The 19,287-nt window shown below is 62.5% G+C and carries 16 protein-coding genes; 8 read left to right on the plus strand and 8 right to left on the minus strand.

Features of this window, described 5'->3' with window-relative positions; translation table 11 throughout:
* Positions 1–114: 114 nt before the first annotated feature.
* From FFV09_RS06190 to FFV09_RS06200, 3 genes are read left to right on the plus strand one after another with little or no spacing between them, the layout of a single operon-like run.
* A complete protein-coding gene (locus FFV09_RS06190; RefSeq protein WP_141446992.1) occupies positions 115–1,296 on the plus strand; it encodes a glycosyltransferase family 4 protein in 1,182 nt (393 codons plus the stop codon).
* Positions 1,293–2,435: a glycosyltransferase gene (locus FFV09_RS06195; protein ID WP_141446994.1), complete on the plus strand. Its 1,143-nt coding sequence runs from the start codon at positions 1,293–1,295 to the stop codon at positions 2,433–2,435. Before FFV09_RS06190 ends, FFV09_RS06195 begins: the two co-directional genes overlap by 4 nt.
* 2 nt (positions 2,436–2,437) lie before the next feature.
* Positions 2,438–3,421, plus strand: coding sequence for a DUF1861 family protein (locus tag FFV09_RS06200; protein WP_141450367.1), 984 nt, complete (start codon positions 2,438–2,440; stop codon positions 3,419–3,421).
* A gap of 466 nt (positions 3,422–3,887) precedes the next feature.
* Here FFV09_RS06200 and FFV09_RS06205 read toward each other — a convergent pair whose 3' ends face one another.
* Together FFV09_RS06205 and FFV09_RS23950 are read right to left on the minus strand one after the other, a co-directional pair.
* Complete coding sequence (locus tag FFV09_RS06205; RefSeq protein ID WP_141446995.1) at positions 3,888–4,673, minus strand: helix-turn-helix domain-containing protein; 786 nt, start codon at positions 4,671–4,673, stop codon at positions 3,888–3,890.
* Between the two features lie 138 nt (positions 4,674–4,811).
* A complete protein-coding gene (locus tag FFV09_RS23950) occupies positions 4,812–5,558 on the minus strand; it encodes a MarR family winged helix-turn-helix transcriptional regulator (protein ID WP_246098492.1) in 747 nt (248 codons plus the stop codon).
* A 202-nt stretch (positions 5,559–5,760) separates the two neighbouring features.
* Here FFV09_RS23950 and FFV09_RS06215 point away from each other — a divergent pair, with 202 nt between their 5' ends.
* The gene (locus FFV09_RS06215; protein WP_170314956.1) at positions 5,761–6,753 is read left to right on the plus strand and encodes an N-acetylglucosamine kinase; all 993 of its coding nucleotides are present in this window, start codon (positions 5,761–5,763) and stop codon (positions 6,751–6,753) included.
* 177 nt (positions 6,754–6,930) lie between these two features.
* On the opposite strand, the gene FFV09_RS06220 is transcribed toward FFV09_RS06215, so the two are convergent.
* The gene (locus FFV09_RS06220) at positions 6,931–7,797 is read right to left on the minus strand and encodes an MBL fold metallo-hydrolase (RefSeq protein ID WP_141446998.1); all 867 of its coding nucleotides are present in this window, start codon (positions 7,795–7,797) and stop codon (positions 6,931–6,933) included.
* A gap of 380 nt (positions 7,798–8,177) precedes the next feature.
* On the opposite strand from FFV09_RS06220, the gene FFV09_RS06225 reads away from it, so the two are divergent.
* The 3 genes from FFV09_RS06225 (at position 8,178) to FFV09_RS06235 (ending at position 12,483) form a co-directional block, all read left to right on the plus strand.
* A complete protein-coding gene (locus FFV09_RS06225; RefSeq protein WP_141447001.1) occupies positions 8,178–9,473 on the plus strand; it encodes a PQQ-dependent sugar dehydrogenase in 1,296 nt (431 codons plus the stop codon).
* 87 nt (positions 9,474–9,560) lie between these two features.
* Positions 9,561–10,820 carry a PQQ-dependent sugar dehydrogenase gene (locus FFV09_RS06230; protein WP_141447002.1) on the plus strand — a complete coding sequence of 420 codons (1,260 nt, stop codon included), beginning with the start codon at positions 9,561–9,563 and terminating at the stop codon, positions 10,818–10,820.
* Positions 10,821–11,340: 520 nt separating this feature from the next.
* On the plus strand, positions 11,341–12,483 hold the full coding sequence (locus FFV09_RS06235; RefSeq protein WP_141447004.1) for an undecaprenyldiphospho-muramoylpentapeptide beta-N-acetylglucosaminyltransferase: 1,143 nt from the start codon (positions 11,341–11,343) through the stop codon (positions 12,481–12,483).
* Between the two features lie 520 nt (positions 12,484–13,003).
* Here the strand turns inward: FFV09_RS06235 and FFV09_RS06240 are convergent.
* Complete coding sequence (locus tag FFV09_RS06240) at positions 13,004–13,978, minus strand: ADP-ribosylglycohydrolase family protein (protein WP_141447006.1); 975 nt, start codon at positions 13,976–13,978, stop codon at positions 13,004–13,006.
* A 46-nt stretch (positions 13,979–14,024) separates the two neighbouring features.
* Positions 14,025–14,504 (minus strand): YfbM family protein, encoded by a 480-nt coding sequence (locus FFV09_RS06245; RefSeq protein WP_141447008.1) that lies wholly within the window; start codon positions 14,502–14,504, stop codon positions 14,025–14,027.
* A gap of 395 nt (positions 14,505–14,899) precedes the next feature.
* Between FFV09_RS06245 and FFV09_RS06250 the strand changes: the two genes are divergently transcribed.
* Positions 14,900–16,198 (plus strand): aminotransferase class I/II-fold pyridoxal phosphate-dependent enzyme, encoded by a 1,299-nt coding sequence (locus tag FFV09_RS06250; RefSeq protein ID WP_141447009.1) that lies wholly within the window; start codon positions 14,900–14,902, stop codon positions 16,196–16,198.
* Between the two features lie 272 nt (positions 16,199–16,470).
* On the opposite strand, the gene FFV09_RS06255 is transcribed toward FFV09_RS06250, so the two are convergent.
* The 3 genes from FFV09_RS06255 to FFV09_RS06265 all read right to left on the minus strand — a co-directional run bounded on the left by FFV09_RS06255 (position 16,471) and on the right by FFV09_RS06265 (position 19,263).
* Entirely contained in the window at positions 16,471–16,938 is a 468-nt protein-coding gene (locus FFV09_RS06255) for a DinB family protein (RefSeq protein ID WP_141447011.1), read from the minus strand.
* 220 nt (positions 16,939–17,158) lie between these two features.
* Positions 17,159–18,505 carry an ABC transporter permease gene (locus FFV09_RS06260; RefSeq protein WP_141447013.1) on the minus strand — a complete coding sequence of 449 codons (1,347 nt, stop codon included), beginning with the start codon at positions 18,503–18,505 and terminating at the stop codon, positions 17,159–17,161.
* The gene (locus FFV09_RS06265; protein WP_141447015.1) at positions 18,502–19,263 is read right to left on the minus strand and encodes an ABC transporter ATP-binding protein; all 762 of its coding nucleotides are present in this window, start codon (positions 19,261–19,263) and stop codon (positions 18,502–18,504) included. The genes FFV09_RS06260 and FFV09_RS06265 overlap by 4 nt, the downstream gene beginning before the upstream one ends.
* Between the last annotated feature and the right edge of the window lie 24 nt (positions 19,264–19,287).

The following is a 19,287-nucleotide window of genomic DNA, read 5'->3' on the forward strand; positions in this document are numbered from 1 at the left end:
TCTGGATCACTCTGTTTACCCTTTCCTTTTCATGCACCCCTGATAGAAATAAAGCTCTCTTTATTTCTTTTTTTCGTTCTGTTTTATGTAAAAATATGAAAAGGAGGATTTATCATGATAAATCCAAATCTCCAACCTGCCACGCCCGGAATCAAAGCCGTTTTCGTTGGAACCAGTTCGCCGCGCGAGTGCGGATTGGCCGTTTTTTCCCAGGATATGATGAGCCAGTTGGCCCTGCTGGGCGACTTCGCTCCCCCGTCCATTATAGCGGTAGAAGACGAAAGAGCGTATGCGTACCGCAGCGAAGTGATCGGCAAAATCGCGCAGAACCGGCTTGACGATTATTTACGGGCCGCGGATGACCTCAACCGGAGCGACGCGGACGTCGTCGTCATCCAGCACGAATTCGGCATCTACGGCGGCGACAACGGCAGCCATATTCTCGATTTCGCCGCGGCGCTGCACGTTCCGTTCATCGTCATTTTTCATACCGTGCTGGCCGCCCCGTCTTCGGAGCAGCGCCGGATCATGCAGGAACTGGCCGCGCTCAGCTTCAAGGTCGTCACGATGGCGCGCAACAAAATCGCCGATTTGACCGACGTGTACGACATCTCGCCGACCAAAATCGAGATGCACCATCACGGCGTCCCGACTGTGCAGACAGAGAGCCGCGAGCAGCTGAAAGTCCGTTACGGGCACGAAGGACGCCAGATCCTGTCCACGTTCGGCTTCCTCAGTCCCGGCAAAGGCATCGAATACGTCATCGAAGCGATGAGCCGCGTCGTGCTTACCCATCCCGAAGCGCTGTACATCATCTGGGGCCGTACCCACCCTAGCATCAAGCGCCGCGAAGGCGAAGTGTACCGGGAAAGTCTCCAGCAGCGGGTCGCGGAACTGGGCCTCGGCACAAACGTGCTGTTCGTGGACAAGCATCTGTCGCAGGAAGAAGTTGTGCAGTCGCTCGTTATGTCGGACATCTACCTCACCCCGTATTTGGGGCAGGATCAGGCGGTCAGCGGGACGCTCGCGTTCGGCATCGGCTACGGACGGGTCGTCATCTCGACGCCTTACCGCTATGCGCAGGAGATGCTGGCGGACGGACGGGGACTGCTGGCGGAGTTCCGGGATTCGGTCTCGCTGGAAAAACATATCCTGAGCGTCTTCGATCAACCGGAGCTCAAAGCGGACATGGAACGCCGGACGCTCCAGCTCGGAAGCACGATGCACTGGAACCATATCGCCGGCGAATACGCGGCGCTGCTGCGCACCTGCTCCGCCAAAGGAAGTGCCGTTTGAACACCGCCCCGAACCCCGACGCGCTCTCCCTGTCGTACCTGCGCCGGCTGACGGACGACACCGGCATTTTTCAGCATACCAAATTCGGCGTGCCCGACCGTTTCCACGGCTATACGTCGGACGACAATGCCCGGGCGCTGATCGCCGCCGCGCTGGCCTATGCGGCCCAGCCGGGCGAGACGACGCTGGATCTGGCGCATACGTATACAGCTTTTCTGTATCACGCGCAAAATGACGACGGCAGCTTCCGGAACTTCATGAATTACGACCGCTCGTTCGCGGAGACGATCGGTTCCGAAGACTGCCAGGGCCGCTGCGCCTGGGCGCTCGGCTCGGCGATCGCAGACAGTCCGCTGCCGGACAATCTGCAAAATACGTGCAAGTACATGCTGAACCGCGCGCTGCCGCATCTGGAGGAGATTCGTTCGCCGCGGGCGATGGCGTACGCCTTAATCGGCCTGACTTCGATACTGGACGCTCCCGGGGCGCTGCTCTACGCGTTTCCTTACGGAGACGCGGACGCGCCGGACCCGGAGTTTCTGCCGCGCACGCGGATCGAAGCGCTGGTCGACAAGATGGCCGGCCGGCTGCTCGGCAGCTACCGGACGTATCGCAGAGACGATTGGCACTGGTACGAAGATTCGATCACGTACGGCAACGCCATGCTGCCCTGGGCGCTGCTCAAAGCGTCGCGGCTGCCGAACCGGACGGAGTACGCGGAAGCCGCGCGGGAAAGCCTTGATTTTCTGCTGCAAAAAACGTCCGCGCCCGAAGGATATTTCAAGCCGATCGGCAGCGACGGCTGGTACGTCCGGGGCGAAGCTCCGGCGCCGTACGACGAACAGCCGATCGAAGCGGCCGAGACGCTGCTCGCCTGTCTGGAAGCGTACGACCTGCTGGGCGATCCCGCTTACCGCGCTTTTGCGGTCCGCTGTTACGACTGGTTCCACGGCAGCAATTCGCTGCGCAAATCGCTGATCGACGCCCGGACGGGCGCCTGCTACGACGGTCTGCACGCCCGCGGCTTGAACCTGAACCAGGGTTCCGAGAACATCGTGTCCTACTGCACGGCCCAGGCGGCCATGCGGCCGCTGCGGCATGACGAGCCGGCCGCCGCGGCCGGAGGCCAACGCTCATGAGCATGCTGCGAAGCGAATGGACGGCCCGAACGTGCGAAGAACTGCTGCGCGATTACGTGCCGGCCGAGACCAAAGGCCGCAAACTTGTGTTCGAAGGCGTGGACGGACGCGACGTGTACAATATTACGGCTCCGTTCCGGAACGAAGGCGAATGGTATATGGCGGGACGGGTGGAAGAACGCAATTCCGAAGATTCGGAAGTCGTCTTTTTCACGGCCGAGAACGGCATCTGGAAAGCCAAAGCCGATCTGCCGCGCTTCCGCCTGCAGGACCCGTTTATTACGCGGCTCGGCGGCGAATGGATCATGGGCGGCGTGCAGCTGCACTTCTCCAAAGAACCCGAACGCAAAATCGACGGCTGGCGCACCGTGCTGTACCGCGGAAGCGTGCTGCACGATTTGACGCACGTCAAGTCCGGTCCGTGGAACATGAAAGACATCCGGCTGACGCCGCTGATCGACGGCACGGTCGGATTCTTCTCCCGGCCTTTCGGCGTGGAAGGACGGGTCGCCGTTATCGGATTCAATATCATCCAATCGTTCGAGGAGCTGTCCGAGACGATCTTCCTGCACGGCCATCTGTTCCGGGACCAGTTCGTCAAGGAAGAATGGGGCGGCGCGAACGAGATCCATATGCTGAGCAACGGCATGCTCGGCGTGCTCGGTCATATTTCGCGCCGCGACGCGGACGGCATGCTGCATTATCATGCGATGACGTTCGGGCTCAACCCGTGGACGCTGGAAAAAACAGAGCTGAAGATCGTCGCGGTCCGCGGCGATTTCCCCGACGGTCCGGCCAAGCGTCCCGATCTGGTCGACGTCATCTTCAGCGGCGGGCTGATCCGCGAAGCGGACGGCCGGGCGGTGCTGTACGTCGGCGCAAGCGACACGGAAGCGTACAGCCTTGAGCTGGGCGATCCGTTCCTCGAGTACGAACGGCTGCCCGCCGTTTGCGCCGAAGATCCGCACGGCCTCAAAGGGAAATGAAGCACGCACCAAAAAGACCTCCGGAAAAATTCCGGAGGTCTTCGGGTTTCCTGCGCATCGGGCCCGGCCGCAAGGCCGTCGTCCGCCGTGCAAGAAAATATGTAGGCTTCGGGCGCAAGCCGTCCGCCTCGGCGGACACAGGCGCACTGTGCATACGGGTGCCGCATCGTGCATATATGGTCGATCATTATGGACGTTGAAAAGAAATCAGAACCACAATTCGCTTTGTTCGGCCGCTTTGACCCGGCGCAAACGGTTGCGGAAAATGGCATTGCCCCCGGTACGCCCCGCGCCGCAGCTAATCCGTCTTTTGATTAACATGATCGTTCCTCCTTCCTCATTCCCGCGCTATCGCGTCTAAAGAATGAAAGCTAACGAATCATTACCCCGCGGTGTGACTCTCTAAACAGCGCGGCGGAAGATCCGATTAACGGAGCGGGAGGAACCGCCGCCCCGCAAGGCGGGGTCAGCGTATTTCGGACGGACTTTTGCCCGTGTACTGCTTGAACTGCCGGCTGAAAAAGAAAATGTCCCGGTAGCCGAGCGCTTCCGCCACTTCCGTGACGTTCATGCCGGCATGGCCGAGCAGATGCTGCGCGCGTTCGATCCGCATGCGAATAATGTACGATTGCACCGAGGCTCCGACCAGTTCTTTGAATTTGGCGGAAAAATACCTCGGCGACAATCCGGCCCGCGCGGCCAGGTCTTCGACCCGGTGGGCGAGGCTCGGATGCTGCCGGACGTAGTTGGCCGCTTCGTGCACGACCTCGTACAGATGGTTGCTGCCCCGGCGTTCCGACGGTTGTTCGCGGTCGCCGCGCAGCAGTTGGATCATCATCTGCTTGAGCAGCAGCTTCGCTTCTTCTTCGGCCCCGTACGCTTCGCTCAGCAGCAGGCGGACGTAGCGCGACAGCAAATATTCGAAGTCGACCGTCTCGTCCAGCATGCGGTACGCATGCGGAATATCGGTCGTCTCTCCTTCGATATTGAAATGGATATACGTCAGCACGAGCGGCTTCTGCGGATTGTGCGTGGCGCTCGTATGGTCGCCCGGCCGGAACAGGAAACAGCTTCCTTTGCCGATCTCGTGCGGTTCGTCGTTCAGCAGCAGCCGCCCTTCCCCGCTCCAGACGTAGAACAGGTCATAGTTCTGGAGCGGCTGCTCGCGTTTTTGCCATTTCCAGCCCGGTTCGCACGCGATCTTCGCGACGTAGGGCGTCAAAATAAAAGAGGATGGCGGCACGTTCAGCAACGGTACCCGCTCCTTTCTTCGTGTAAAAGTAATGGAAGATGCCGGCGGACAAGCGGCGCGGCATCCGAACAGGCCCGGCCCGGAAAACGGACCGGACGAACAGACGGCGAACGAAGATGGCGGACGGCGAAGCGCCCGTCAGCCCCGTTCATCGGGCCCGGCTTTCTCCGTGTCCTGCCGCCGCTTGGCCCGTTCTTCGGCTTCGCGCCGCGCCTGCTCGCGGCTCTCTTCATACGTCCACAGCGAGACTTCGCGCTCCCCGTCCGAAGCGGCCGGCGCTTGCGGCGGCCCGGCGGCGGAACGTTTCTCGCCGGTATCCGGCGGAGCGGAAGAGAGTTCCGGGCCGCCCCGCCCGCCGGTATCCGGCTGCACGGCACCCGGTTCCCCGCCCATTTCCGGGCCCGCGGCAATCAGCCGGTTGTAATAATCGTGGATATACGGCCGGCGCCCGCCTTTTTGCACGAAGCGCCAGTCTTTCTCCACATTCACCCTCACCCGGTACAGCATGTCGAGCAGCTGCGGAATTTCTTCCGGCGACAGGCTGCGCAGCGAAGATTGATCCGCGTATTCGCCTTCGTCGCGGATGAACAGATACGCCGATTTGCCCGTCTCGGTCGGGTAGACCCGCTTGTCCTTGCGCAGGTTGGGCGCTTCGCGCAGTTCGATCAAGCCGTCGTCCGCCAGCTTCCCCAGCGCGCGCGAAGCGGCGGCCCGCTTGACCTTGAGCCGGTCCGCCACCGTGCCGGCCGGCTCGCCCGGATATTCGCACACGAACGTCAGATACAGATCCAGTCCCCGGGACAGCTTCAGATGCTTGAATTCGATACTGCTGATCGCTTCGGAACAGCGGGCGATGGCTTCGATCTCGCGGAGCACTTCCTTCACGGCGCATTCCTCCTTCTTCGTCGGGCAAACATTCATTCCCATTATACCAGAAAGAAACGCTTTGCATGCGGGTCAAAAACGGGAATCCCGACACTAGCTGCGGCGCGGCCGGGCGGCGGGTTTGATGAAAGAGGCCACAAGCGGTTACAATGCGATTAATGGTTCCGGCCTGTCCGGATCTTTACCGACAAGGAGGCTGCACATGCTGGAAAATATCAATACGGATTCCGTCGTTGCCGGAATCGATATGGGCGGCACCAATGTCCGCATCATGATCGCCGACCTTGCGGGCGAAGTCCGCGCCTACGTCAAGGTCGAAGCCGATCTGCTGCCCAAGCAGCGAACCGACGCCGCCCCGCTCGTGGAACAGATGCTTGAAGCGTTGGCCCAGGCGGAATGCCGGGCGGAAGACGTCGCGTTCGTCGCTGCCGGCATCGCCGGATTCGACGACGAAGCCGACCGGGCGTGGGCCGAACGGCTGACTGCCGGATTCGGGCTGGCGTGCCCGAGCCGGGCCGTGAACGACGCGGTCATCGCGCACCGCGGAGCGCTCGCCGGCGGTTCGGGCATTCTCGTCGCCTCGGGCACGGGCTCGATTCTGCTGGCGCATACGGAACGCGGCCAATGGCTGCGCAATTACGATTTCGGCCATTACGCGGCCAGCGGCGCCCGCTTCCTCGGGTACGAGACCGTCTACGACGCGCTGGCCGGACGGGAGACGCCCGGCGACGCCGCTCTCGTGCGCGACATGCTGCGCTTCTTCCGCGCGTCCGACCTGCGGGAACTGGCGGAATCCGCCAGCCGCGGCTTCGGGCTCTCGCGGGAGCGCCGCGACCGGCTGTTCGGCTTGTTCGCGCCGGTCGTGACCCGCCATGCGGAAGCCGGCTCGCCGATCGCCGTCCGCGTCTGCGACGAAGCGCTGCGGCAGATCGGCGTCGGCTCCGACCTGCTGGCCGCTTTCTTCGGCGGACCGGACATTCCGGTCTCCCAGACCGGCAGCGTCGCGGGCAGCGCCTACATGCTGGGCGGCCTGCAGGATATGATCTGCTCGCAGCCGGGCCGACGTTTCCGCTGGACCGCGCCCCGCCTGACGCCGGCAGCAGGCGCGATCCTGATCGCGTACGAATCGCTCGGCTTGTCGTACGGCGACAGCATGGCCGACGCGCTGGAGAACAGCCCGCACTCGCGGCTGTAAGCGCCGCCCGCCTCGTCCGTTCCCCACCGACGCCCGGTTCGATGCCGCGGCGTTCGGCGCGGACGCAGAGCGCCGAACGCCCGCGGACGCCTCCCCGCAGCGAAAAGGCCGGTCCCGGCGCCGCTTTCGCGCGCCCGGCCCGGCCTTTTCTTTTTACCCCCGACCATCAAGGTCCGCCTACTTCTCCAGCCCGTGCATGAAATACCCGGTCGCTTCGTCCAGATCTTGCGGCAGCGGTTGATCCGCCCCGATCCCAAGCTCCGCGCGCAGGTCGCGCTCTACCGCACTCCGATCCGGCCCGTGCCGCAGCACCTGCCGCGCCAGCAGCTCGTACCGCCGCACGTCCTCGTAGAACGCTTCGCGCGACACCGGGCGGCCGTGGGACTCGACGAGCACGTCCGCGCCGTAAGCGAATACGGTATCGAGCAGCGCCAGAAACTTGCCGGTCGTATATTTCATCGGACCGCCGTACACGGAAGGCGCAAGCGCGTCCCCGAGGAACAGCGTCCCTGCTTCCTTCACGTACACGACGCACGAATCCGCCGAATGGTCGCCGCCCACGTAGCGGATTTCGCACGTCAGGCCGCCCAGATGCACGTCGATAAACCGCTCGAACACGATGTTCGGTTCGTCGACCCGGATCCGGCCCAGGTCTCCTTCGTACTCAGCGCGCAGATCGGTCCGGGTCTGCTCGCTCATGACGCCTTCGTCGATCAGGCGCCCGAGCGTCTCTTCGTTCCACCGGAGTGCCGCGAAGCCGCGCAGCATCTCGGCCGTCTGCCGCTGGGCGATCGCGGGCAGGCTCCACTCGGACAAGCCGAAAGAATGGTCCCAGTGGTGATGCGTCAGCACCATAACGTCCGGGCTGCGCACACCTTCCCGGGCCAAATAATCGCGGAACGCGGCGGCGTGCGCAGGCGAGTTGCCCCCGTCGATCAGCAGCGTCCGGCTGCTGCCCGCCACGGCCGCGAGCAGCGGACGGTCCGTCTCCTGCTCCGCGTGCATGACATAAATATGTTCACTGATGCGTTCAAATTCGGACATGATTGTAACCTCCAAAAGTGCGAATAGACAACTAAAAAAACCTGACGTCGAACATGGATCAAGATAGATTCGGGATCAAATCGAAATCGATTCGAGATCGAATTGAAACCGATTCGGGATCAAACGGCCCGCTGCCGCTCCGGCACGGACGTCATTGTTTATTTTACCATTTCCCGGCCTGCGCACCAACCGCTTCGGGCGGGTCCGCGTGGCTTTGGCTGCAATCGCGGCTTCCGGGTCGGGGTCGGCTCGCCTCCCATCGGGTAAAAACCCGTAAGCTTGAATCTGCGAGCCTATGAAACTGTGAAACGACCCAAGCCGTTTTGCAGCGCGCAGATTGGCTGACGGTACACCTATACGCAAGCCCAAGGAGGATATTCATGCGAACCTATACCCCTAAAAAGCTCGCCGCGCTTCTGCTCCTGCTGCCGCTCGCGGCTTGTTCGGGTCAGACCGGCGCTCCCGCCGGATCGGTTCCGGCCGGACAGTCGCCCGTGCAGACGCCGAACGCGGGCAGCGAAGCGGGCGAAGGCACGGACGCGGGAACGGACCCGAATGAAGCGAACGGAACGGACGGCGCGGACGGGAAGGCCGAACCCGGGGCGGACGGCGCCGCGGCGGATACCGGTAACGACGGGAAAAGTGCGACTTCGGGTTCGGGCGGCACCGGCGCAGGCAGCGGCGGCAGCGTGACCGACGGCCTGACCGGAGAAACGGAGATCGCCGCGGAGAGGCTGGAGACGCCGTGGGAGATCCAGTTCGCCGGCGATACGGTCTATATGACGCTGCGCGGCGGTTCTATCGCCAAAGTGTCCGGCGGCCGGCAGACGGTGCAGCCGGTCTCGCTCGACCCCGGCGTGCTGGAAGCAGGCGAAGGCGGGATGCTCGGCTTCGCGTTGGCGCCGGACTTTGCGGAGTCGCGCGCGGCTTACGTCTACCATACGTACGGAGAAGGCGACGGCATCCGCAACCGCGTGATCCGGATCGAAGAAGAGCCTTCGGGTTCGGGCTGGACCGAGACGGCGGTACTGCTCGACGGTATTCCGGGCGCGCGCGTGCACGACGGCGGACGGATCGCGTTCGGGCCGGACGGCATGCTGTACGTGACGACGGGCGACGCGCAGGACGAGAGTTCGGCGCAGGATACCGGCAGCGTCGCGGGCAAGATTCTGCGGATGACGCCGGAAGGCGGCGTGCCGGGCGACAATCCGATCGCGGATTCCTACGTCTATTCGTACGGCCACCGCAATTCGCAGGGCATCGACTGGCTTGCGGACGGCACGATGTACGCTTCCGAACACGGGCCGAGCGGCAATCCCGGCGGCCACGACGAGATGAACGAGATCGTGCCGGGTGCCAATTACGGCTGGCCGGACGTGCTGGGCGACGAGAGCGGGGAAGGCTTGACGCCACCGCTGTACCATACGGGCGAAGAAGCGATCGCGCCTTCGGGCATCGCGGCGACGCCGGACGGCAAAGTGTTGGTCGCGAATCTGCGCGGCGAGAGCCTGACGTCTTTTGATCCCGAGACCGGGGAGATGGCGGACGTGCTGAGCGGCGTCGGCCGTATCCGCGACGTGGCCGTCCACGACGGACAGGTCTACGTCCTGACGAACAATACCGACGGACGCGGCTCGCCGGCGGAAGGCGATGATAAACTGCTTATTTTGCGATAACGCATAAGAATAGGGTGCTTTTTGGCGAAAAAAGATTGAGCCCGCACCTCCCGGGTAAAAATGGAAAAAAGAAGGAGGGATTTAACCATGCCCCTATTGAGCACGAAAAGCAAAGCGCTGACGGCAGCCCTGCTGCTTGCTGTGCCGATCTCGGCTTACGCGGCGGATCAGCGAGAGGCACAGCAAACGGCAGAGTCGCAAATCCCGTCGGCTGCGGCCGGCATTCTCAAAATTTCGCCCGGTCCGGGCGCGGGCGCGTCCGCGATCCCGGCGGCGAGTCCAGCGGCAGGCGCGGCGGCCGCTTCGGCGACGAGCGCGGCGAAAGCCAGCGTCACCGATTCGCTGCAAGGCGGTTACGACGTGGCGGCGACGAAGCTTAAAATTCCGTGGTCGATGCAGTTTGCCGGAGACGTCGTCTATATTACGCAGCGCGGCGGCGGCATCGTCGAAGTGAAAAACGGCAAGCAGACGGTGCAGGAAGTGCGAACCAAAAAAGCGCTGCGCGTCGTCGGCGAAGCCGGCCTGACCGGGTTCGTGCTCGATCCGAACTTCGCCAAAAATAAGTATGCCTACATCTACCATGCTTACGAGGAAAAAGGCGAAGCGCTGAACCGCATCGTCAAGGTGAAGCTCGTGAACGGCGTCTGGCGCGAGCAAAAAGAACTGCTGGACGGTATCCCAGGCGGCCGTATCCACGAAGGCGGACGCCTCGCGATCGGACCGGACGGCATGCTGTACAGCACGGCCGGCGACGCGAACCGGCGCGAGCTGTCCCAGAACCTGTCGAGTTCCGCCGGCAAAGTGCTGCGCATGACGACGAGCGGCCAAGTGCCCAAAGACAACCCGTTCAAAAATTCGTACGTGTACGCGTACGGCCTGCGCAATGCGCAGGGCCTCGCCTGGACGTCCAGCGGCACGCTGTACGCGTCGGACCACGGACCGAGCGGCGCGCCGATTCCCGGCGGCAGCGGCACCGACCGGACCGGCCTCGACGAGATCAACGTCATTGCCAAAGGCGCCAACTACGGCTGGCCGAAGATTCAGGGTACCGAGACGGCGCCGGGCCTGATCCCGCCGTATTACGTCGCCGGCGACCGGGCGATCGCGCCTTCCGGCATCGCGGCGACGCCGGACGACAAGATTCTGGTCGCGACGCTTGTCGGCCAGAGCCTCAAGCAGTTCGACCCGCTCTCCAAGACGATGACCGACGTCCTGACCGGCGAAGGCCGCATCCGCGACGTGGCCGTTCACGGCGGACGCGTCTACGTGCTGACGAACAATTCGGTGAGCACCGCCCCCAACGCCAAGCCGGGTCCGGATGAAGACCGGCTGCTGATCTTGAAGTAAGGCCAACCGGCCGAACCGAACAGGCCGAACAGGAAAAAAGAAGCCGCTCCGGGTGTAGAGGACGGCTTCTTTTCTATGCGTGCGGAGCTGGGCCGGGCGGGTCTGGCGCGGCCGGAGAGCGCGGGCTGGCGCGGCCGGAGAGCGCGGGCGGGCGCGGCTGCCGTCGGCTTCCCCTTTCTACCCGCCATCCCTGCGCTAACGAATCGTCGTAACGCTAATCGTCGTTTTACAGCCGATTTTCCATTTTAACGAATCGTAGTATCGCTATTTGTCCATTTTCGCTTTAAAAAGAGCTTCGCGGCTCGAATAGCGTGCTCTCGATTCGTTAGTTTGGAAAAAAGCGTCCAAATCGGCATATAGCGTGATGACGATTCGTTAGCGCCGCCGCGCCGCCGGAAAGCGCTACGGTTGGCTTTTGCCGCGTCGAAACGTACAATGGAGCTTGCGCGCGGTCCGCCCGGCATGGCCGGAGCCCGCTCCGCGCGCCGGAATCGCCCCTACAAAGGAGACTTTCAACGCCATGACTGCCCATCCCGCTTCACGCCCGGCTTCCGCCGCGCCTTCGCGCCGCGCTGCCCGGCCTTCGTCTTTTTCGGATAAACGCATCGTTCTGACCGGAGGCGGCTCGGCCGGACACGTCTCGGTCAATCTGGCGCTCATTCCCGTGCTTCGGGAACAGGGCTGGTCGATACACTATATCGGTTCGGAGACCGGCATCGAAAAAGAACTGGTGTCCGCGCTGCCCGGCGTGACTTACCATGCGATCGCCACGGGCAAGCTGCGCCGCTACTTCTCGCTGCAAAACTTTTCCGATCCGCTGCGCATTCTCAGAGGCGTCGGCCAGTCGCGGCGCCTGATCCGGCGGCTCAAGCCACAGGTCGTCTTTTCCAAAGGCGGCTTCGTGTCCGTGCCGGTCGTACTCGGCGCCTGGATGAACCGGGTGCCCGCGCTGATCCACGAATCGGATTATTCGCCCGGACTCGCCAACCGACTCGCGCTGCCGTTTGCCGCGGCGCTCTGCACGACTTTTCCGGAGACGGCCGCCGCGGTCAAATCCGGCAAAGCGGTGCAGATCGGTTCGGTCGTCCGCCCCGAATTGAAGACCGGCAGCGCCGCGCGCGGCCTCGAATTCCTCGGCTTCGACGGCGCCAAGCCCGTGCTGCTCGCTGCCGGAGGCAGCCTCGGCTCCCGCGCGCTGAACGGCAATCTGCGCCGCAATCTCGGCGAGCTGCTGCACCGCTTCGACGTCGTGCATCTGTGCGGCCGCGGCGGCCTCGACCCGCAGCTGGAAGAGCGCGCGGGCTACCGCCAGTTCGAATTCGTGCACGAATCGCTGCCCGACGTGCTCGCGGCGGCCGACCTTGTGTTCAGCCGCGCCGGATCAAACGCGATCTTCGAGTTTCTGTCGCTGGGCAAGCCGATGCTGCTCTGCCCGCTCGGCCGCTCGCAAAGCCGCGGCGACCAGATCCTGAACGCGGATTCGTTCGTCCGCGCCGGCTACGCCGAGAGCCTCGACGAAGACGCCTGGAGCGACGAAGCGTTCTTCGCGAAGCTGGATCGGCTGCACCGCGACCGGGAACTTTACGCCGCGCGCATGCGCGCGGCCGAGAACGGCGACCCGCTTCAACAGCTGCTGCGGCGCATTACGGACACGGCCAAGTAAATGCCGATCCGTCTGTGCATGAGCGTCCCCGCCCGGCTGCGGCGGCGGAACTTTTCCAGCCGGCCGCTCGCCTCCGGATGCGCACCGTCCGCCCCGCACGCCAAAAAGAGCGCAACCGCCCCGGCGGTTACGCTCTTTTTTTGACCAAATCACTGCTTGTTCGACCAAATCCCTACGTGCCCGTTCATTTTTTAGTCTCAAAGACTCTAATCTTTCAATCAAAACAAGATTATATTTTGACTACAGCGCTTAATCTGCATCATCGCAAATGCCATACGTTGCAGCAGCCCGATCCGTGCGGCGTATCTCAACCTATACATTGGAGGTGAGGTCTTTGCTTGATCACGATAAATGGGATGAATTCACGATGAAACTGACCGAGAAATGGATCTCGATCCCTCGCGTATACCGTCTCTGCATCTTCCATTTATTTATGTTCATTGCAGCCGTAATTTGTTGGACCCTTTATTTGAATCGGTATTATTGATTATGATCAAGAACATCCACCTAACCCAAAAACCTAACCCGAAGACAACAGCCTCTTTTCCAACCGGCCGCATAGCTCCCGCAGTTCCTCCAGCTTCGCCAGCTGCGACAGCCATTCGGCCGGGATGCCGGCTTCGCCGTACAGAATGCCCGCCAGTCCGCCGACGACCGCTCCGGTCGTATCGGTGTCTTCGCCGAGATTGACCGCCTTGAGCGCCGCGTCGCGGTAGCTGCCGGTCGTCAGCAGGCACCACAGCGCCGCTTCGAGCGTATCGACCACATAGCCGCTCGAACGGATCGCGTCCCGCTCAAGCTCCGCCAGCCGTCCGCCGAGCACCCGCTCGAATGCCGCCGATTCGGCGTGCCCGGCGTGGCGTTCGCGGATAGCGGCGACCGCCGTCATATACGCTTTTTCCGCCGAATGCCCGTCCAGCAGCGCAAGCGCGGTCTCCACGTAGATCTGGCAGGCCAGCACGGAACGCGGGTGCCGGTGCGTGATCGACGACACTTCTTCGACCAGACGGTCGCGCTCCGCCGCCTCCATGCCCCGCACATGGAAAGCGAGCGGCAAAATGCGCATCAGCGAACCGTTGCCGTTGGCGCTCTCGCGCGTCAGCCCGGCAAATCTCGCCCACATCGCCTCTTCCCGATAGCGTTCCAGCGCTTCGCGCGTCGCGTTGCCGATATCGAACAGTTCGCCGTGCGGCGTCATGTAGCCCTCTTGCAGCCAGCGAACGAAACGGCCGGCCATGTCTTCGGTATCGCATTCTTTTTGCAGCACCAGGCTCTCCACCGTGCACCACGTCATCGTGCTGTCGTCCGACCACGTGCCCGGAGGCTGGTTGTACGTGCCGTATCCGAACATGTCCGTGACCGGGTTGGCGTCCAGATACGCCCTCTGCCGAAACTCCACCGGAACGCCCAAAGCGTCCGCGGCCGTCAGTCCAAGCAGCGCGCCGTTCAATCTCGAGCGAAACGAAAGCGGCTGCCCGGTTTGGTGATTATGCATCGGTCCTTCCTCCCTGCCTGCGTGCTTCGATTCTCTGCGCCGATCTTCAGGAGACATAGATCAGCATGCCTTCGCCCGCCGCCGCGGCCGCCCGATAATGCGCGCGCATCGGCTCGTAATAGCCGAGCACGTAATCCAGTTCTCCGGCTTCGTTCCAGTCCGCGGACGGATAGACGCCGGCTTCGTTCATGTCGTCCGGCTCGAAGCCTTTGGCCAGATCCGGCTCGCTGACGCTTTCGAGCGCCGACGACACTTCGCGCACTTCGTCCGGCGTCAGATACCGCACAATGATGTCTTCCTGTTCGTCCTCGTTCAGCGCTTTGCCGCCCATGAGCGCGTCGAACAGCGGGCCTTCCCCGCTCCAGGCGTCGCCGCACAGCAAATATTGCAGGCCGTGCCACGCTTTGTCGAGATCGAGTTCTTCGCCTTCGTCTCCCTGAATGTACGCGTACAGATCCAGGCCTCCGTGAATCAACGACGACAATGACTGCTCCGGTATGCGCCTCAAGTACCCGATCATGCCCATAACAAGACTCCTCCTCGGTTAAAAAAAGAATACGTCCGCCAAAAAAGAAGACGTCGGCGTGCCTTGTTCTATTCTACACGTCCGGCGGGCGAAATGAATCTATGTCCGCCGGGAGAAGACACTATGTCCGCAGCGGCCCGCCCGTCAACCGCCTTTTTTTCCGCTACCATTCCGCATCGTCCTTGCCTTCCTTGTTTCCGCACAAAAAGTTGACATCAAAGCCTAAACATTCGGAAATTCGGAGCGTACGCAGGCCGGGGACATCGTGAATTTTTTTCGACAAAATAGCGGCCAAGCCGGCTCGCCAAGCCAAAAAATCCTTGCTTTTCCCGTGACGACACGGGGGGAGAATGCTATAATTGACGCAATTCGGTTTGGAAGGATGACGACTTGCAATGAACCCTATGGCTGAACAATGGAACGAAAAGATCAGAACCGCAAACGCGCATGTCCACGATATGCTATCGGGACTCGGCCGGGAAATCTATTTCCCGAAGGAAGGCATCTTGAGCCAATCCGCCGAAGCGACGACGCACGCCAAGAAATATAATGCCACGATCGGCATCGCGACCGAGAACGGCGGACCGATGCACCTGAACGTGATCCAGGATAAACTTTCGGCCTACAGCCCGAAAGATCTGTACGGCTACGCGCCTCCCGCGGGCAAGCCGGAACTGCGCGCCGCCTGGCGCGAGAAGATGATCCGCGAGAATCCTTCGCTCGAAGGCAAAGCGTTCGGCAATCCGATTACGACCAACGCGCTGACGCACGGCCTCAGCATCGTGGCCGATCTGTTCGCGGACAGCGGCGACGCGGTCGTCTACCCGGACAAGAACTGGGAGAACTACGAGCTGACGTTCGGCATCCGCCGCGGCGCGAAGATCGTCAACTACGAACTGTTCGACGCGGACATGCGCTTCAATGCGCCGGCGTTCCGCCGGGCGCTGCTGGAACAAAAGGAAGCGGGCAAAGCGATCGTGCCGCTCAACTTCCCGAACAACCCGACCGGCTACACGCCGAGCGTCGCGGAAGGCGAAGAGATCGTCTCCGTGCTCGTCGAAGCCGCCGAAGCCGGCATCAACCTCGTCGTCGTGACCGACGACGCCTATTTCGGCCTCTTCTTCGAAGACTCGCTGCACGAATCGCTGTTCGGCAAGCTTGCCGGCCTGCATCCGCGCATTTTGCCGATCAAGATCGACGGCGCGACCAAGGAAGAATTCGTCTGGGGCTTCCGCGTCGGCTTTATCACGTACGCGTCGGACGACGCCGACGTGCTGACGGCGCTTGAGCAGAAGACGATGGGCATTATCCGCGCCACCATCTCCAGCGGCCCGCACCCGTCGCAGACGTTCGTGCTCGACGCGCTCAAATCGCCGGAGTTCGAAGCCCAGAAGCAGGAGAAATTCCTGATCATGAAAGGCCGCGCCAACAAGGTCAAAGCGCTGCTCGACAGCGGCAAATACGAAGGCGTCTGGACGTACTACCCGTTCAACTCCGGCTACTTCATGTGCCTCAAGCTGAATCCGGGCATCCCGGCCGAAGCGCTGCGCCAGCGCCTGCTGCACGAATACGGCGTGGGTACGATCGCTCTCGGCGAGACCGACCTGCGCATCGCGTTCTCCTGTATCGCCGAAGAACATCTGGAAGATCTGTTCGACCTGGTATATCGGGGCGCGCAGGAAATCGGACAGTAACCCTGCCGACGAACGGCACGCGGCAGGAGCGGTCGATAGCCGAGCTTACGCCGTAACGCCGCTTAGGCCGCTTAGGCTGCTTACGCTGCCGGTCGATTCGGCGCCTGCAGGCCGAACCGGCACGGAAGATTCAGGCACGCATGATGTAAGCACGTACCCTATAAACGCGCGCACCCAAAACCACCGCAGGAGCTTCCGGCTCCGGCGGTGGTTTTGGCATGCGCTCTTTTTTTTCGGCCGTATTCGCGTCCTATTTCTGTTCTTGTTCCTATTCATAACCGCCCGAGCGTGCGCAGCTGCTCCAGATGATGCCGATCGTGCCGGATGCTGTCGCGCAGGAACGACTCCGGCTGAAACGTAAGTCCGTCCGGCTGCACCGCGATACGCTGGTACGTCTCGTCGGGCATACCGCCGACCGTCCGCATGAGCAGTTCGCGCACCGCGACGGCCCGCGACGCCAATTCGGCTCCCGACAGCATCAGCCCCGCGGCCGACGCTTTGGCGTTGAACAGGTCGACATTCTGCCGCTTGAGCGTCGTCGCTTGACCTTCCGCCGTCTTTTTGACCGCATTTCCGTAAAAATGGCAGTCCCACTCGACGATATGCGCTACCATTTCCCGCAGCGTCCATTTCCCTTCGCCGAGCGCGCGATCCCAGAACGACTCCCTTTTGCGCTCCAGCGCCCGCATCGTTTCGATCCACCGTCCGTATTCGTGCAGTCTTTGTTCCCGTTCGCCCATTTCGGATTCTCCTTTTTCGCAAAGTGTACGGCTTTCGCTGTCTCTATCATAAAAGAACAACCCGGACACAAGAGTGTCCGGGTTCAAGCCGTCATGCCTCTTCCGCACCGAAAAAACGCCGCAGATCCATACACGAAAAACCCGATCCTCCGGCAGGAGAATCGGGGATCTCGACGCGCCGTATCCGAACCGCGCAGCCTTGCGGGCTGCCGGCTTCGAATCAGTCGTCTTCGCCTTCCATTTTGCGCCACCGGCGTTCCGCCGAGCGGCGGATCAGCCAGGCGAACGCGAACGCGGCGGCCAGTCCGCCGAGCGCAAGCAGCGGATTCGCAAGCAGCGTCAGCAGGAATGGCAGCCACATCGCGAACGCGGACACCAGCAGCACGCGAATCATGAGATACAGTCCCGCGCGCCGGCGCGAATCTTCCGGGATCGGATAGAGCGCCAGCCAGAGCGAATCGGCATGGGCGCGCCGCAGCCCGTTCAGCTGCGTGCCGATCATGAAAAGCAGCAGCAGCAGCAGCGCGACGCCGCCCCATGATTCGCGGGCGAGCAGCAGCAAGGCGAACCCGACGATCACGAGGCGTCCCACCATGCCGAGCAGATCGCCGCGAATAAACGATTGGGTCAGCAGGAAGCGGTACGCCTCTTCCTGCTGCCACGGAATTTTGCGGCCGAAGCCGGCCAGCCAACGTCTCCGGTATACGCGCGGATCTTCCGTCGGCACGTCCACGAACCAGCCGAGCATCCGCATCGACCGGCCGACCTGCGCCCGTTCGACCGCGATCAGCCGTTCCCACGGCACGCGGTGCTTCGCCGGGAAGCGCAGGGCGAGCATGTAAACCGCGGCGCCGATCACGATCGACAGCACGGCGTAGAGCAGCCCCAGTTGGAACCAGGCGATCAGCATTCCCGCGGCCAGTACCCAGCGCAGCAGCGCGAAGATTGCGGGCAGGCGTCCCGAGACGAAGCGGTGTTCCTGCCAGGCGCCGTAGGCGAACAGCAGCTTCAAGCCGAGCAGCAGCAGCAGGCTCAGCCACAGATTGGCATGATCGTCCGGCTGCACGCGGATATAGATCGGCCACGCGACCAGCAGCACGAGCCAGACGATCAGCAGCTTGTAGACGATCCCTCCGCGCCAGGCCGGAGCGAAGTAAGCGCGCATCTTCGTCTCCAGCGGCAGCAGGAATACGGTATCGGCCGGCTGCATGTACGTGCGGAAGCTGCTCCAGGCCGCCAGCGGGAACAGCAGCGCCGGCAGAATCCAGCGGATCGGCAGCCCCGGCGGCACGTCCTGCACAAGCGACGTGTACCACGCCGAGAACAGGATGAGCAGCAGCATCACGGTGACGGCCAGTCCGCTCTGAATGATGTAAGGCGTGTACGGCACGATCCGGCCGAGGAACGTCGAGCGGCGCCGGCCGCGCAGCGCCTGCATGCCTTCGGCCGTCATCGGGGCGATCGTCCCGGCCGGCCAGGGCAGTCCGCCCGAAGGCGGCGAAGCGAAGCGCGCGCCGACCGGCGCTTCCCCGCCTCTTCCTGTCGGAGCATCCGGCGGCCCGCTCATTGAATGCCCCCGGCGCCCTCTGCCCGGACGAGCCGGTCGAACATGTTCTCGAGCGAAGCGCCCGGCATGTTCGACGCGCTGCGGATGTCTTCAAGCGTGCCCTGCACGATGATGCGGCCTTTGTGCAGGATAACGAAGCGGTCGCAGTAATTTTCGATCGTCGACAAAATATGGGAGCTGAGCAGGATCGAAGCGCCTTCGCGGTTCACTTCGACCATGTAGTCCAGCAGGTCGCGGATGCCGAGCGGATCGAGGCCCAGAAACGGCTCGTCGATGACGTACAGCGGCGGCCGCGCGATGAAGGCGCACATGATCATGACTTTCTGCTTCATGCCTTTGGACAGATGCGAAGACAGGCTGTGCTCTTTGTCTTTCATGTAGAAAAGCTTCAGCAGGCGCTCCGCGCGTTCTTCGAACACCGCGTGATCGACGCCGTACGCTCTCGCCGTGAATTCCAGATGTTCGCGTACCGTCAATTCTTCGTACAGCACCGGCGATTCCGGCACGAAGGCAAGCGCGGAACGATACCGGTCGGGATCGTCCTTGAGCAGCGCGCCGCTAATACGGACTTCGCCTTCCTTGGGCGACATCAAGCCCAGAATATGCTTCATCGTCGTGCTCTTGCCGGCTCCGTTGAGCCCGATCAGGCCGACCATTTCGCCCGTGCCGACTTCGAAATCGACGCCGTGCAGCACCGGCTTGTTCACGCTGTACCCGCCGGTCAGACTTGCGACCTTCAAGGCAGCTTGTTCACCCATTTCCATACCCCTCTTCCGTATCTG

It is taken from the genome of Saccharibacillus brassicae, from assembly GCF_006542275.1.
Classification (GTDB): domain Bacteria; phylum Bacillota; class Bacilli; order Paenibacillales; family Paenibacillaceae; genus Saccharibacillus; species Saccharibacillus brassicae.

Bases quoted from the DNA above. Each gene is read 5' to 3' on its own strand.
- FFV09_RS06190 (WP_141446992.1), top strand. From the start codon at position 115: ATGATAAATCCAAATCTCCAACCTGCCACGCCCGGAATCAAAGCCGTT.
- FFV09_RS06200 (WP_141450367.1), top strand. From the start codon at position 2,438: ATGCTGCGAAGCGAATGGACGGCCCGAACGTGCGAAGAACTGCTGCGC.
- FFV09_RS06215 (WP_170314956.1), top strand. From the start codon at position 5,761: ATGCTGGAAAATATCAATACGGATTCCGTCGTTGCCGGAATCGATATG.
- FFV09_RS06220 (WP_141446998.1), bottom strand. From the start codon at position 7,797: ATGTCCGAATTTGAACGCATCAGTGAACATATTTATGTCATGCACGCG.
- FFV09_RS06225 (WP_141447001.1), top strand. From the start codon at position 8,178: ATGCGAACCTATACCCCTAAAAAGCTCGCCGCGCTTCTGCTCCTGCTG.
- FFV09_RS06230 (WP_141447002.1), top strand. From the start codon at position 9,561: ATGCCCCTATTGAGCACGAAAAGCAAAGCGCTGACGGCAGCCCTGCTG.
- FFV09_RS06235 (WP_141447004.1), top strand. From the start codon at position 11,341: ATGACTGCCCATCCCGCTTCACGCCCGGCTTCCGCCGCGCCTTCGCGC.
- FFV09_RS06240 (WP_141447006.1), bottom strand. From the start codon at position 13,978: ATGCATAATCACCAAACCGGGCAGCCGCTTTCGTTTCGCTCGAGATTG.
- FFV09_RS06245 (WP_141447008.1), bottom strand. From the start codon at position 14,504: ATGGGCATGATCGGGTACTTGAGGCGCATACCGGAGCAGTCATTGTCG.
- FFV09_RS06250 (WP_141447009.1), top strand. From the start codon at position 14,900: ATGAACCCTATGGCTGAACAATGGAACGAAAAGATCAGAACCGCAAAC.
- FFV09_RS06255 (WP_141447011.1), bottom strand. From the start codon at position 16,938: ATGGGCGAACGGGAACAAAGACTGCACGAATACGGACGGTGGATCGAA.
- FFV09_RS06260 (WP_141447013.1), bottom strand. From the start codon at position 18,505: ATGAGCGGGCCGCCGGATGCTCCGACAGGAAGAGGCGGGGAAGCGCCG.
- FFV09_RS06265 (WP_141447015.1), bottom strand. From the start codon at position 19,263: ATGGGTGAACAAGCTGCCTTGAAGGTCGCAAGTCTGACCGGCGGGTAC.